The 13,149-nt window shown below is 74.0% G+C and carries 12 protein-coding genes; 6 read left to right on the top strand and 6 right to left on the bottom strand.

The window, feature by feature from the left end:
* Positions 1-68 precede the first annotated feature (68 nt).
* Positions 69-1,625: an NCS1 family nucleobase:cation symporter-1 gene (locus ACWGJO_RS00410; protein WP_452181435.1), complete on the top strand. Its 1,557-nt coding sequence runs from the start codon at positions 69-71 to the stop codon at positions 1,623-1,625.
* Positions 1,626-1,763: 138 nt separating this feature from the next.
* Here the strand turns inward: ACWGJO_RS00410 and ACWGJO_RS00405 are convergent, their stop codons facing one another.
* Positions 1,764-3,011, bottom strand: coding sequence for a glycosyltransferase (locus tag ACWGJO_RS00405; RefSeq protein WP_452181434.1), 1,248 nt, complete (start codon positions 3,009-3,011; stop codon positions 1,764-1,766).
* Positions 3,012-3,256: 245 nt separating this feature from the next.
* On the opposite strand from ACWGJO_RS00405, the gene ACWGJO_RS00400 reads away from it, so the two are divergent.
* Together ACWGJO_RS00400 and ACWGJO_RS00395 are read left to right on the top strand one after the other, a co-directional pair.
* Positions 3,257-3,523, top strand: coding sequence for a GlsB/YeaQ/YmgE family stress response membrane protein (locus ACWGJO_RS00400; protein ID WP_355254305.1), 267 nt, complete (start codon positions 3,257-3,259; stop codon positions 3,521-3,523).
* 206 nt (positions 3,524-3,729) lie between these two features.
* Complete coding sequence (locus ACWGJO_RS00395; RefSeq protein WP_359900491.1) at positions 3,730-3,993, top strand: GlsB/YeaQ/YmgE family stress response membrane protein; 264 nt, start codon at positions 3,730-3,732, stop codon at positions 3,991-3,993.
* Here ACWGJO_RS00395 and ACWGJO_RS00390 read toward each other — a convergent pair.
* The 5 genes from ACWGJO_RS00390 to ACWGJO_RS00370 form a co-directional block, all read right to left on the bottom strand.
* A complete protein-coding gene (locus tag ACWGJO_RS00390) occupies positions 3,980-4,912 on the bottom strand; it encodes an ADP-ribosylglycohydrolase family protein (protein ID WP_452181433.1) in 933 nt (310 codons plus the stop codon). The genes ACWGJO_RS00395 and ACWGJO_RS00390 overlap by 14 nt on opposite strands.
* 107 nt (positions 4,913-5,019) lie before the next feature.
* The gene (locus ACWGJO_RS00385) at positions 5,020-5,607 is read right to left on the bottom strand and encodes a TetR family transcriptional regulator (RefSeq protein WP_452181432.1); all 588 of its coding nucleotides are present in this window, start codon (positions 5,605-5,607) and stop codon (positions 5,020-5,022) included.
* 58 nt (positions 5,608-5,665) lie between these two features.
* Positions 5,666-6,601: an aldo/keto reductase gene (locus ACWGJO_RS00380; RefSeq protein WP_387685329.1), complete on the bottom strand. Its 936-nt coding sequence runs from the start codon at positions 6,599-6,601 to the stop codon at positions 5,666-5,668.
* A 298-nt stretch (positions 6,602-6,899) separates the two neighbouring features.
* The gene (locus tag ACWGJO_RS00375) at positions 6,900-7,202 is read right to left on the bottom strand and encodes a GNAT family N-acetyltransferase (protein ID WP_452181431.1); all 303 of its coding nucleotides are present in this window, start codon (positions 7,200-7,202) and stop codon (positions 6,900-6,902) included.
* Positions 7,203-7,211: 9 nt separating this feature from the next.
* The gene (locus tag ACWGJO_RS00370; protein WP_452181430.1) at positions 7,212-8,138 is read right to left on the bottom strand and encodes a class I SAM-dependent methyltransferase; all 927 of its coding nucleotides are present in this window, start codon (positions 8,136-8,138) and stop codon (positions 7,212-7,214) included.
* A gap of 196 nt (positions 8,139-8,334) precedes the next feature.
* Here ACWGJO_RS00370 and ACWGJO_RS00365 point away from each other — a divergent pair, with 196 nt between their 5' ends.
* From ACWGJO_RS00365 to ACWGJO_RS00355, 3 genes are all read left to right on the top strand, one after another.
* Entirely contained in the window at positions 8,335-9,870 is a 1,536-nt protein-coding gene (locus ACWGJO_RS00365; protein ID WP_452181429.1) for a sensor histidine kinase, read from the top strand.
* Positions 9,867-10,526: a response regulator gene (locus ACWGJO_RS00360; RefSeq protein ID WP_452181428.1), complete on the top strand. Its 660-nt coding sequence runs from the start codon at positions 9,867-9,869 to the stop codon at positions 10,524-10,526. Before ACWGJO_RS00365 ends, ACWGJO_RS00360 begins: the two co-directional genes overlap by 4 nt.
* Before the next feature lie 817 nt (positions 10,527-11,343).
* Positions 11,344-13,047, top strand: a complete 1,704-nt coding sequence (locus ACWGJO_RS00355; RefSeq protein WP_452181427.1) for a M20/M25/M40 family metallo-hydrolase — start codon at positions 11,344-11,346, stop codon at positions 13,045-13,047.
* The last annotated feature ends 102 nt before the right edge of the window (positions 13,048-13,149 follow it).

Below are 13,149 nucleotides of genomic sequence, written 5' to 3'. Positions count from 1 at the left end.
TGTGAACCCGCCCCTGACCCCCACCTGAGCCCGGCCGCGGATTCGGCCGCGGCGGACGGGAGTTGTCCGTGTCCGGAACCGAAGCCAGCGGCAGCAGAAAGCTGCACCACCCCGACGGCCGGGTCGAACTCGGCCCGGCCGCCGGACAGTTGCCCCCCAATGGATTCACCAGCGACGACCTGCGGCCGGTCCCGGTAGCGCGGCGCACCTGGACCACGTACAACTTCCTCGCGCTCTGGGTCGGCATGGCCCACAACATCCCGTCCTGGACCCTGGCTTCGGGCCTGGTCGCGCTCGGCATGGACTGGAAGCAGGCGGTGCTGACCATCGCACTCGCGAACCTCGTCGTGCTGGTCCCGATGCTGCTCACCGGGCACGCCGGCACCAAGTACGGTATCCCGTTCCCGGTCTTCGCCCGCGCCTCGTTCGGGCTGCGCGGCGCCAACCTGCCGGCCCTGCTGCGGGCGGCGGTGGCCTGCGCCTGGTTCGGCATCCAGACCTGGATCGGCGGCGAGGGCATCTTCCTGCTGGCCGGCAAACTGCTCGGTGAATCCTGGCGCACCGCCGGTGAGTTCGGCGGACACCCGTGGACCCAGTGGCTCTCGTTCCTGCTGTTCTGGCTGATCGAGATGGCCATCATCGCGCGGGGGATGGAGGCCCTGCGGCGGTTCGAGAACTGGGCGGCGCCGTTCGTCATCGTCGGCGCGCTCGCGCTGCTGGTGTGGATCACCGTCAAGGCGGGCGGGCTCGGGCCGCTGCTCGACCAGCCGTCCAGGCTGGGGTGGGGCGGCGGCTTCTGGAAGGTCTTCTTCCCGGCGCTGATGGGCATGATCGGGTTCTGGTCCACGCTCGCGCTGAACATCCCCGACTTCACCCGCTTCGGCGGCAGTCAGCGGGCTCAGATACGCGGGCAGGCGCTCGGCCTGCCGACCACGATGACGCTCTTCGCGTTCCTGTCCGTGCTGGTCACCTCTGGCTCCGAGGCGGTCTACGGGGTGCCGGTGTGGGATCCGATCCAGCTGGCCGCCAAGATGGAGAACCCGGTCGGCATCCTGTTCGCGCTGCTGATCGTGCTGGTCGCGACGCTGTCGGTGAACATCGCCGCCAACGTCGTGTCGCCCGCCTACGACCTCGCCAACCTGCTGCCCCGCCTCGTCGGCTTCCGGACCGGGGCGCTGATCACGGGGGTGGTCGGGATCGCGATCCTCCCGTGGCGGCTGATCTCCGACCCGCACGTGTACATCTTCACCTGGCTGGGCGTGGTCGGCGGCCTGCTCGGCACCGTCGGCGGAGTGCTGATCGCCGACTACTGGGTGCTGCGTCGCACCCGCCTCCGGCTCGCCGAGCTGTACCGGCCGGGCGGGGCGTACTGGTACGCGGCCGGTTGGAACTGGAGGGCCGTCACGGCGCTCCTGGTGGGCGGCATGCTGGCGGTCGGCGGCTCGTACTCCACGCTTGACGCCGATGGGGCGAAGCAGGGTCCGTTCCCGGCGGACGGCCTGATTCCCGTCCTCAAGCCGCTCGCCGATTACGGCTGGGCCGTTGGGCTCGCGGCGGCGGCCGTGGTGTACCTGGGGCTGAGCGGGCTGTTCGGGAGGGGAGTTGCGCGGGCGGGGGAGGGCTGACGGATGACGGCGAACAGCTGACAGATTTTGAAATCTGTCAGCTGTTGGTTGTCGGCTGTTCGCTGTTCGCCGTTGTTCGTCGCCTGTCGCCTGTCGCCTGTCGCCTGTCGCCCGCCGTTCGCTGCCGCCGGTCGTTCCTCACCCGGCCGCTGCCGCCGCCCGGTCGACGGCGGCGAGGACCTTCGCGGTGCCGTCCTCGACGGCCAGGACCGCCGCGACGGCCCGGGCGCGGGTGCGGTAGCGGGGGCCGTCGAGGGTCAGGCGGAGGGCGGCGGCGAGGCGGGCGGGGGTCAGGGTGCGCAGCGGGACGGGGCCGGGGGAGACGCCGAGCAGGGCCAGCCGGGCGGACCAGAACGGTGCGTCGAGCTGGGCGGGTACGGGGACGGTGGGAGTCCCGGAGCGGAGGGCGGCCGCCGTGGTTCCGGCGCCCGCGTGGTGGACCACGGCGGCGGTGCGGGGGAAGAGCCAGTCGTGCGGGGTGTCGCCGATGGTCAGGACGGAGTCCGAGTCCTCGGCGGCCAGTTCGCTCCAGCCGGACTGGAGGAGGAGGCGCACCCGGGCGGCGCGGGCGGCGGCGAGGACGGTGGCGGTGAGCCGGTCGGGGTCGGGGACGACCAGGCTGCCGAAGCCGACGAAGACCGGCGGCGGTCCGGCGGCGAGGAAGTCGAGCAGCCGGGCCGGGGGTGTCCAGTCCGGCCGCTCGGGCGGCCACCAGTAGCCCGCCACGTCCAGCCGGGGGTGCCAGTCGGCGGGCCGGGGCACCACCAGCGGCGAGAAGCCGTGCAGGACGGGGTGCTTGCGACGGGCCCGGGTGACGCCGAGCGGTGGCAGGCCGAGTTGCTGCCGCAGCCCGCGGACGGCCGGCCCGAAGAGCCGGTCCGTCGCGGCCTGGACGGCGTGCCCCGCCAGCAGGTTGCCGGACCGGCCGAGCGATCGGGTGCCGGTGACGGCGGGCGCGAACTCCCGGGTGGGGGAGAGGGGCTGGAGGTACAGCCCGATGCTGGGGATGCCGGCCGCCTCGGCGGCGACCTGGCCGAGCGCGCTGGTGGTGCTGGTGGTCAGCAGCAGATCGGTGCCGAGCGCCGTGGCATCGGCGATGCCCTTGCCGAGTGCGGGCATGAACCTCCTGGCGAGCCGCAGGAGTTGCAGGATTCCACTCGGTCCGCTGCCGGCCCGCAGCAGGCGCCGGCCCTCGGCGGAGGCGAGTTCGGCGCGCGGGTCGACCGGTAGCGGGCGGAACTCCAGCCCGGCGGCCCGTACGGGCCCGGCGAAGGTGTCGTGGGTCGCGACGGCCACCTGATGTCCGGCCGCCCGCAGGCGGACGCCGAGCCCGGTGAAGGGGGCCACGTCGCCCCGGGAGCCGGCGGTGGCGATCAGGATGCGCATGGTCGCAGTATTTCGGCGTCGGCGGCGGGCAGGAAGGGCGCCACGCGCGGGGGCGGTCCGGCCCCGCTGACCGGTATCGAACGCCGGCCTGCAGGTGGCGGGCGCCGTGGCTGACCACGTGGCTGACCCCGTCAGATCCCTGCGGCGGAACCGGGTGGCGGAACCGGGTGGCGGGCGGAGGCGTCCTTCCGGGCAGAGCGCACGGGGCGGGGCCCGGGGCGCCGCGGACGGGAGGGGATGTCGGCATGAGCATCGTCGCGTGGATCGTGCTGGGCCTGCTGGCGGGTGCGCTGGCCAAGCTGCTGCTGCCGGGGAAGGACCCGGGCGGCCTGATAGTGACCACCCTGATCGGCATCGCCGGATCGTTCGTCGGCGGCTGGATCGCGTCGCACTTCCTGCACCGCTCGGTCACCGCGCACTTCTTCGACGCCGCGACCTGGGTGTCGGCGATCGGCGGTGCCCTGGTGCTGCTGATCGTCTACCGGCTGCTGTTCGGCAACTCGCGCCGCTGACGGCCGGGTTCGTTCCGTCACCGGTACCCGGGAGGCCACGGGGTGGCCTGCCGTGAGGGGGTCCGCCGCCCGGAGCGGCCGCGCCCGGATGGCCGGTTCGCACCGGTCCTTCCGGGCGCTGGAACGGTGCGGGGCTCTCGTACGTCCTTCCGGTCGGACCCGGGGGCTCGACGGGGTCGTCACACCGATGACGCAAGGGGCGGCGGATGAGCTGGATGGCGTGGATCGTGCTGGGCCTGGTGTCGGGGACGCTGGCCAGGATGGCGATGTCGAGGGGTGAGCGCGGCCTGATCGGCAGCACCCTGATCGGGATCACCGGCTCCTACATCGGCACCTGGATCGTGTCGAACTGGATGCACGGGGCGGTGAAGGTGAGCTTCCTCGACATCACGACCTGGGTGTCGGCGATCGGCGGCGCGATGGTCCTGCTCCTCGCCTACAAGGTGTTCCGCTTCATCACCCGCCGCTGACCGCCGGCCTGAGGCCGGACGCCCCGGACGCCTCGGCGACCCAGTTCGGGAGCGGCTCGCGGGCGGCGAGCCAGCCGGGCGGCACGTCCGCGAGTCCGGTCCGGGCGGCGACCACGCCGGCGGCGATGGCGCAGGTGGTGTCCTTGTCGCCCCAGCCCTCCAGGGTGTGCCAGACGGCCTCGGACAGCGAGTCCAGGTGCCCGGCCGCGGACCAGAGGGCGAACGGCACGGTGTCCGGGGCGGAGATCAGGGTCCCCGAGCCGAGCACGGCGGCGGCGTGCCGGACGCTGGTGTGCCCGGGCAGCCGGGCGGCGATCCGCAGCCCGGAGCGGACCTCGCAGTCCGGTAGCCGTCCGGCGACCTCGGTCAGCAACTCGGCCCGGCCGGGCGGGCTTCCGCCCCGGCTCCGGACCGCCAGCGCCGCCGCGAGGGCGGCCGCCACCGCGCCGGCGACCGCCTCCGGGTGGAAGTGGGTGGTGAGCGCCTGCAGTTCGGCCTGCCGGACCACCGTGTCGAGGTTGTCGGCGAACCAGACCCCCAGCGGGGCGACCCGCATCGCGGCGCCGTTCCCGTGCGATCCCTGGCCCTCGAACTGGCCCGCGGTGATGGCGCGCCAGTCCCCGCCGGCACCGATCCCGCGCAGTACCCGGTGCATCGACGGGCCGTACTTGCGGCCGTACTCGCGGGCGTACTCGGCGGCGAACTCCCGGGCGAGCGCGTCCGGCCGGACCTCTCCCGCACCGAGCAGGTGGCGGACCAGCACGAGCGCCATGGCGGTGTCGTCGGTCCAGTGCCAGGGCGCGCGCCGGACCAGGCGGGCGGCCAGCGCGGCGGGTGCCTCGTCCGGCGGGACCGAGAACCAGCGGTCGCCGAGAGCGAGCCCCTCCAGGCTGTCCAGGACCGGGCGGGCCGCACGCATGTCATCCTCCGAGTGAGATCAACTGTGCGCGGCAGTCTGCCGGACGGGCGGGGCGCCGGCGAACGGATTTCCCGCCGCTCGCCGGCGCCCTATGTGCTGGCGTTCCGTCACTTCACCTTCAGGCCACCGAGGACGAGCTTCCAGACGGCCTCGAAGCGGTCGTCGACCCCGGGCGTGGACCAGGTGGACGCGTAGGCCGGGTCGTGGAAGGGGCCGGTGGCGTCGAAGACGGCGCGGGCGGTGTTGCGGATGTGGGCGAGCTTGAACTCCTTGCGCTCCGTGCCGTCCGTGACGATCTGCGCGATCTGGTCGACCAGGGTGTCGACATGGGCGTTCACCAGGCCGCTGTTCTCCTCGACCAGCACCATGTAGGTGGCGAACAGCTCCGGGTCGTCCAGCGCCTTCTTTCGCTTGGCCGTGAACAGCGTCCTCAGCCAGCGGTGCAGCCGCTCGGAGGCGGGGCCGCCCTCGTTGGAGACGGTCGCCAGCTCGTGGTGCGCCTGGTCCAGCCAGCGCTGGGTGACCGCCTCGCGCAGCGCGGACTTGCTGGGGAAGTGGCGGTAGACGCTGCTGTGGCTGACGCCGAGGATGCGGGCGACGTCCACGACGGTGGCCTTGGCCGGGCCGAACCGCCGGAGGACGTCCTCCGCCGCGATCAGGATCTGCTCGGCGGTGAGTGTGGTGTCCGTGGTCACGGGGAGGTCCGTCCTTTGGGTCGTGCGGTCGGGTGGTGCGGCGGCGCCGGTGGTGCGGTCAGCGCTCGCTGTCCAGGTGGGCCATCTGTGCGGCAGCGTACCGGTCACCTGCGGCGGCGCCGGCGGGTACGGCGGCCTCGACGGCGGCGAGGTCGGGCCCGGTCAGCGTGACGTCGAGCGCGCCGAGGGCCTCGGTCAGACGGTCCCGGCGGCGGGCGCCTACCAGCGGGACGACGTCCTGCCCGCGCGAGGCCACCCAGGCGATGGCGACCTGGGCGACGGTCGCGCCCCGCGCGGCGGCGATCTCGCGCAGGGCCTCGACCAGCGCCAGGTTGTGGGCCAGGTTCTCGCCCTGGAAGCGCGGACTGTGGCTGCGGAAGTCGGTGCCGGCGAGGGCGCGTTCCCGGTCCCAGTGGCCGCTGAGCAGGCCGCGGGAGAGCACGCCGTAGGCGGTGATGCCGATGCCGAGCTCGCGGGCGGCGGGCAGGACGGCGGCCTCGATCGAGCGGGAGAGCAGCGAGTACTCGATCTGAAGGTCGCTGATCGGGTGGACGGCGGCGGCCCGGCGCAGGGTGTCGGCACCGACCTCGGAGAGTCCGATGTGGCGGACGTAGCCGGCCTTCACCAGGTCGGCGATGGCGCCGACGGTCTCCTCGATCGGGACGTCCGGGTCCAGACGGGCCGGGCGGTAGACGTCGATGTGGTCGGTGCGCAGGCGGCGCAGGGTGTAGGAGAGCGCGGTCTTGGTGGCGGCGGGGCTCGTGCTGTAGCCGAGCCACTGGCCGTCGGGGCCGCGCTGGGCGCCGAACTTCACGCTGATCTGCACGCTCTCGCGGTCGCGGCCGCGCAGCGCTTCGTGGATCAGCAGCTCGTTGTGGCCCATGCCGTAGAAGTCGCCGGTGTCGAGGAGGGTGATTCCGGCGTCGAGGGCCGCGTGGATGGTGGCGATGCTCTCGGCCTCGTCGGCCGGGCCGTACAGGTCGGACATGCCCATGCAGCCCAGGCCGAGGGCCGAGGTGACCGGCCCGGTGGTGCCGAGAGTGCGCTGGGCGGGGCGGGTGTGCGGGGACACGGGGACTCCAAGGGGCGGGTGCGGCGCCGGGAGGCGGGGGCAGGGTGGCTCGGGCGCCACTGTGGCACAACAGCGAACAGATTTCAAAATCTGTTCGCTGTCGTCTGTTATCTGAAAGTTGAACTCTGTCTGTTGTCATTTGTTCGGACGAACGCCCCCCTGAATCAGCCACCTCCGCCGCAGCTGCCCGAACGGTCGCGACACGGCTGCCCGCCGGCCGTCAGCGGGCGACCCGGCTGCGGTTCTCGTACGCGAAATCGGTGACCTCGGGGTGGCGGAGCATCCAGCCCTTGATGAAGGGGCAGGTCGCCAGCACGGCCAGGCCGCGGGCGCGGGCGTCGTCCAGGGCTGCGCGGGCCAGCGCACTGCCGATGCCCCGGCCCTCGAAGGCGGGCTCGACCATGGTGTGCGGATAGACCACCAGCTGGTCGCCGCGCAGGTACTCGGCGAAGCCCGTCGGCCGGTCGTCCTCCCAGGCCTCGAAGCGGTTGCGGGCTTCCGCGTCACGTACCGAGAGGGTCATCGAGACTCCTCACCGCCGGAGAGTCGCGGCCGGGCCCGGCCCCGGTCCGTCATCGGGCGACCGGGGCCGCCCCGCCCGTCGATCGCCGGTCGTCCCCGTACCCGTCCCCGTCCCCTCCGTCTCCGCCCGCTCCGTCCACGTCTTCTTCGCCGCGGCCGTCGGCTCACCGGCCGCGCTCCCGACCGGCGCCCAGGCCTCGCGTCCGCCCGGCGCCCGCAGCAGGTAGGCACGGGCGGGCGGCACGTTGCGCCACACCGTGCGCTCGCCCAGGCCGTACGCCGCCTCGAACCCCCGCAGCAGCCGCACCACCGCCCGGTGGCGGGCGCCCCGGCGGGGGCCCGAGGTGAGGGTGCGCGCCGTCGTCGTGCCGAGGTACCCGAAGTACGTCAGCTCGCCGCCGGGTGCCAGCAGCCGCAGGTAGAGGTCGAGGATGTCGCGTACCCGCGCGGGCTCGAAGTTGGTGAACGGGAGCCCGGACACGATCGCGTCGTACCGCTGCGTACAGTCCTCCGGCCGGGCTCCCTCCGGCTCCGCCGCACGGGACTCCGGAAGCTCCTCGACCCGGCAGGCCGACAGCCGCAGCCCGATGCCGGGGTGGCGCGCGGCCAGGACGGGGTCTTCCCGGAGCCGCTCGGCGAACCGCGGGTTGGCCTCGACGACGTGCAACCGGTCACCCGGGCGCAGCACGCGGGCGAGCCGGCGGGTCACCACGCCCGTTCCGGCGCCGACCTCCAGCACCGAGATCGGACGGTTCGGGCGGCTGGTGACCGGTACCACCAGCGCGTTCACCAGCTCGGGGCCGCTCGGGGCCAGCGCGCCGGTGTCGTGGAAGGTGCGCAGAGCCTCGGCGAGGAACAGCAGGCGGTCCCCGCCGAAGGACGAACCGTACGGGGGGGAAAGGGACTTGGGGCCGTGGTGGAGCCGTTCACTGGTCATGTCGTCGACGCTAGGCAGGACGGGGCCGCCGCGAATCGGCCGGTCAGTGGCGCCGACCCCCGACGAAAGTCGAGGGTGCGGTTACCCGGAAGACAGAGGTGTTCCACGGTCGAGCGCCCCTAGCATCGAGCCCGAGGTACCGAACACCGAACCTGCGGAAGGCTTTCGGGGCGGGGGAGAGGGAAGGAGGGGCGTCATGCGCAGGAGTGTGCTCGGCTGGTACGGGCCGGACCACCGGGCCGGGACCGATACCTTGTTGCTGCTCGGAGTGCTCGGCCTGGGCATCGAGGAGGCGTTGGTCCAGTGGACGCGCTCCGACGGTCCACTGCGCCTGCCGCGCACGGTCGTTGCCGCGCTCGCCGCGCTCTCGCTCGTCTTCGCCCGCCGTTACCCGGTGGCCTCGGCCGTGCTGCCGGTGCTCACCGGCGGGTCGTTCAACCGGGCCTTCCCCGGCCTGTTCAGCGTCTTCCACCTCGCCTACCTGGGCCGGACCGGCCCGGCGGTGGCGGGCGGCGCGGCCATCGTGGTGGGCAGTGCGGCGGGTGCGGATTCGCTGATCGGCTGGGCCGGCACCGCCGGGTCCCAACTCCTCGTCCAGGCCGCCGTCCTGGCAGTCGCCCTGTGGCTGCACGGCAGACGGGTGCTGATCCGCACCCTGCACGAGCAGGTCGACGCGCTGCGCCGCGAGCGCGAGCTGCGTGCCGACCAGGCCCGAGCCGCCGAACGCGCCCGGATCGCCCGGGAGATGCACGACGTGCTGGCCCACCGGCTCAGCCTCCTGGTGCTGCACGCCGGGGTGCTGCGCGACCAGGCCAGGGCCGGTACCGTCGCCGCGGACACCGACCGCCTCACCCACCGACTCGAACTGCTGCGCACCACTGCCGCCCGATCGCTCGACGATCTGCGCGACGTCCTGGGCGCGCTGCGGGCCGACCCACCGGCCCCGCGCGCCGCGGGAGGTGATCCGCCCGTGCCGGCCGAGGCCGGGAGCGTCCCGGCGCCCGCCCTGCGCGACCTCACCGAACTCGTCGGCGAGGCGACCCAGGCTGGCCAACGGGTCCAACTCGCCCTCTCGGGAGACCCGGAGACCATCCCGACCACCCACCGGCTGGCCGTGCACCGGCTGGTCCAGGAGGCGCTGACCAACGCCCGCAAGTACGCGCACGCCGCGCCCGTCACCGTCCGGGTCGGCTACGGCGCGCCGGCGACGACGGTCGAGGTCCGCAACGGCCCGGGCGAGGCGATGCCGGACGGGCCGGGTGCCGGCGGCGGGTACGGGCTGGTCGGGCTGGCCGAACGGGTCGAGGCCCTCGGCGGCCACCTCGACGCCGGTCCGGAGGGTGGCGGCGGCTTCCGGCTCTCCGCCCGGTTGCCCGCGCCGGACCGCCCGCCGCAGCTGGTGGCCGACCCGGCTCCCGTCCCGGGCCAGGGTTCGCCACCACCACCGGGGCGCGCGTCGTCGGACCCGGCGCGGGCGTCTCCGGGGCAGGGGCAGGGGCAGGGGCAGGGGCAGGGGCAGGGGCCGGGGCCGGGGCAGGGGCCGGGGCCGGGGCAGGGGGGATCCGGACAGGGGAGACCCGGGCAAGGAATTGGAGGGGCACGGCAGTCGCCGGAAGGGGTGCAAGGGGCGCACCACCCGGAGCGATCCACGGGACCGGAGCGATCGATGGAACCGGAGGAGCCGATGGAACCGGAGCAGGAGCCGAAGCAGCAGCCGAAGGGTGCCGCATGATCCGAACAATGGTGGTCGACGACGACGCGCTGGTTCGCCTCGGCCTGGTCGACCTCCTGGCCCAGGACCCGGCACTCACCGTGGTCGCCGAGGCCGCCGACGGGCTGCAAGCCGTCGAAATCGCCGGCTGCCGGCGGATCGACGTCGCGCTGATGGACATCCGGATGCCCAGGCTCGACGGGATCGCCGCCACTCGGCGGCTGCGCGAACTCCCGGACGGCCCACGGGTCATCGCCCTCACCACCTTCGATCTGGACGAGTACGTGTACCAGGCGCTCGCGGCCGGGGCGGACGGCTTCCTGCTCAAGGACACCCCGCCCGCGGAGATCGCTCGGGCCGTCCACGTCGTCGCGGGCGGTCAGGGGATGCTGCACCCGGCGGCCGCGCGGCGACTGATCGACCGCTACCACCGGGTCGGGGCACCCCGGTCGGTGGCAGCCCGTCACCGGGTCGCCGGGCTCACCCCGCGGGAGACCGATGTGCTGTGCGAACTCGCCGACGGCCTCTCCAATGCCGAGATCGCGGGCGTGCTCGGAATGCGCGAGAGCACCGTCAAGGCGCATGTCAGCCGGATCCTGACCGGGCTCGGTGTCGGCAACCGGGTCCAGGCGGCGCTGCTCGCACGCGATGCCGGGCTGGTGGGCGACGGTGGCTGAGGACGAACGGCGGAGAGCGACTGCGGCCGGGACCGCGCACCGGGGTTCCGGTCGGTCGCGCACGCTCGCACACATTCGTGCACGTCCGTGTCGGGCCTGCTCCCGCCGTGCAGGGGTGCCGCCCTGTCGTGTCCGGGCGGGCAACCGAGGCACGTCGAGGCTCGGAGGGGCACACCGGGGCACGGCACCGGCCGGTGTTCACGCGGGTGTTCCCCGGACGTTCCCCCGGAGTCGGGGTGGGCGGTGCAGCGGGCTTCCCTGAGCCGCCGCGTGCTCCCGGTTCGTATCGCATGCTGAGCCGCTGTCACCCATCCGGCGTGGAATTGCCGTGCCTTGGCCGTTTGCGCTGCCGAACTCGGGCGGCGGGTCCATGGTGGAGATGGGCGCGATCCGGCGACCGCGTCCGCGCGCCGATCCAGGCCCGCGCGCCGAGCGCCCGCGCCGATCGTGGACGGGCGGCCTCCGAAGCGGGGCCCGGTACCGGCACGCTGGGAGCAGGGCCACCTCGCAGGAAACCGAACGGTTCTTCTAGGCTCACATCTCGGCTTCCCTGCGGCGGTACGGCCATTGCGCCCGCTGCCAGGAGGCCACCGTCCACGGGGGCTCCGGGCGGACCGGGGCCCCCGGATCGAGCGAGGAGGACGCACATGCCAAGCACGCCGCCCAGCCGTTCCACCGTACTTGGGCCAGACGGGCCGATTCGATGGGCCGCCCATCACCCCGGTCGACCGGTGCGGTCCGGCCGGGCCTGGTACCCGGGTGGGAGCGGTCGGCCGGTACGGCCGCTGTATACCGGCGGTGGTCGCGGAGGCGAGCGTTGAGTCCCCAGATCGTCGGGGCGCCCGCCGTGCCGGGCGCCGCCGTGGAACCCGACCCGACGCCGGTCACCGTCCCGGCCGTCACCGACGGCGAGGCCCTCGCCGCAGCCGCCACGACCACCGCGACCACCACCACTGCCGCCACCACCACCACTGCCGCCACCACCGTCGGTGCCACCGGCACCGTCATCGCTGCGGGCGCCACCACCGGCACCGCAACTGCCGCTGCGGCTCAGGCCACTGCGGTTCCGGCCGCCTCGGCTCAGGCCGCCGCGGTAGCGACCGGCGCGGCGAAGACCGCCGTGACCACGGCAGCCGTCGCCAAGACCGCAGCGGCCAAGAGCACGGTAGCCAAGACCACGGCAGCCAAGACCGCGGTGGCCAAGTCCGCCCTCACGAAGTCGTCCCTCGCCAAAGCCGTCGTCGCGAAGAACACGGTGGCGACGACCGCGGTGCCGAGGAGCACGGTCGGAAAGCCCGCGGCGGGCCCGGCCACCACCGCCACCCCCGGGGCCTCCACCGCCACCACGGCGCTTCCCGGTGTGCCGCAGGCGCTCAGCGCCCGGGCCCGTACCCTCGCCGGAGCAGTCCGGCGGCGCTGTGCCGATCTGGCGCGGATCGAGTCCCCCAGCGGGGACGCGCCCAGACTCGACGCCCTCGCCGAGGAGTTGGCGGCCGGCTTCCGTGCCACCGGTGCCACCGCCCGGCGTGAGCCCGGACCGGCCGGGGACCACCTCGTGCTGGAGTGGGAGGGCCGGGACGAGTCCCTGCCGCACCTGCTGATCGTCGGGCACCACGACACCGTCTGGCCGGTCGGTACCCTCGCGGACTGGCCGGTGACCGAGCAGGACGGCCGGCTCACCGGCCCCGGCGTGGTCGACATGAAGGGTGGACTCGCCGTCCTGGAGAGCGCGTTGTCGCTGCTCGCGGACCTGGGTGAGCGCCCGCACCGGACCGTGCGCCTGGTCGTGGTCTCCGACGAGGAGGTGGGCAGCCCGGACGGGCGGCGCCTGGTCGAGCGCCAGTTGCGCGGCGCCGCGGCGGTCCTGGGGCTCGAACCACCGCACCCCGACGGTCGCTTGAAGACCGCGCGGCGCGGCAGCACCCGGGTACGGCTCACCGTGACCGGCCGCGAGGCGCATGCGGGCAACGACGCCCACGACGGGGTGTCCGCGGTCGACGAGCTGGTGGACCAGCTGGTGGTGGTGCGGGACCTCGCCGGCCAGCCCGGCACCGAGCTGAACGCCGGTCGGATCAGCGGTGGTTCGCGTGCCAACGTGGTCGCCGGCCGGGCCGAGGCCGAGTTGGGGCTGCGCTTCGCCACCGTCGAGGCGCAGCGCCGCACGCTCGACGACCTCGCCCGGCTCGCCCCGTTGCGTCCGGGTGCCCGGGTTCGTACGGAGGTGCTGTCCAGCCGTCCGGCCTGGCCCGAGCGGACCGGCAACCCGCTGCTGCGGCACGTGCGTTCGCTGGCCGCGGTGCTCGGTCAGCAGCTGGACGGCGGTCCGGCGGGCGGGGCGGGGGACACCAACCTGCCGGGCTCGCGCGGGCTTCCGACCCTGGACGGCTTCGGGGCGGTCGGTGCTGGGGCCCATGCCCGGCACGAATACATCCGGCTCGACCAGATCGCCCCCCGGATCGCACTGCTGGCGGCGCTGCTCGCCGTTCCGCTGCCGCGACTGCGTGACCGCGCGGAGGGGTGAGGCGTTGCGGTGAGCCGCTGACGGTCGGCAGCTGACAGCCGACAGCGGTGGACGGTAGGCAGTAGACGGACGCCGGCGATCAGAGGGCAGCGGACGGACAAC

It is taken from the genome of Kitasatospora sp. NPDC054795 (assembly GCF_053611565.1).
Note: the sequence above shows the minus strand (reverse complement) of the source record. Positions and strands in the feature narration are given on the sequence as shown.

Excerpts from the sequence above, each read along its gene's own strand:
- ACWGJO_RS00360 (WP_452181428.1), top strand. The coding sequence starts at position 9,867 with ATGATCCGAACAATGGTGGTCGACGACGACGCGCTGGTTCGCCTCGGC.
- ACWGJO_RS00370 (WP_452181430.1), bottom strand. The coding sequence starts at position 8,138 with ATGACCAGTGAACGGCTCCACCACGGCCCCAAGTCCCTTTCCCCCCCG.
- ACWGJO_RS00395 (WP_359900491.1), top strand. The coding sequence starts at position 3,730 with ATGAGCTGGATGGCGTGGATCGTGCTGGGCCTGGTGTCGGGGACGCTG.
- ACWGJO_RS00390 (WP_452181433.1), bottom strand. The coding sequence starts at position 4,912 with ATGCGTGCGGCCCGCCCGGTCCTGGACAGCCTGGAGGGGCTCGCTCTC.
- ACWGJO_RS00400 (WP_355254305.1), top strand. The coding sequence starts at position 3,257 with ATGAGCATCGTCGCGTGGATCGTGCTGGGCCTGCTGGCGGGTGCGCTG.
- ACWGJO_RS00365 (WP_452181429.1), top strand. The coding sequence starts at position 8,335 with ATGCGCAGGAGTGTGCTCGGCTGGTACGGGCCGGACCACCGGGCCGGG.
- ACWGJO_RS00380 (WP_387685329.1), bottom strand. The coding sequence starts at position 6,601 with ATGGGCATGTCCGACCTGTACGGCCCGGCCGACGAGGCCGAGAGCATC.
- ACWGJO_RS00405 (WP_452181434.1), bottom strand. The coding sequence starts at position 3,011 with ATGCGCATCCTGATCGCCACCGCCGGCTCCCGGGGCGACGTGGCCCCC.
- ACWGJO_RS00375 (WP_452181431.1), bottom strand. The coding sequence starts at position 7,202 with ATGACCCTCTCGGTACGTGACGCGGAAGCCCGCAACCGCTTCGAGGCC.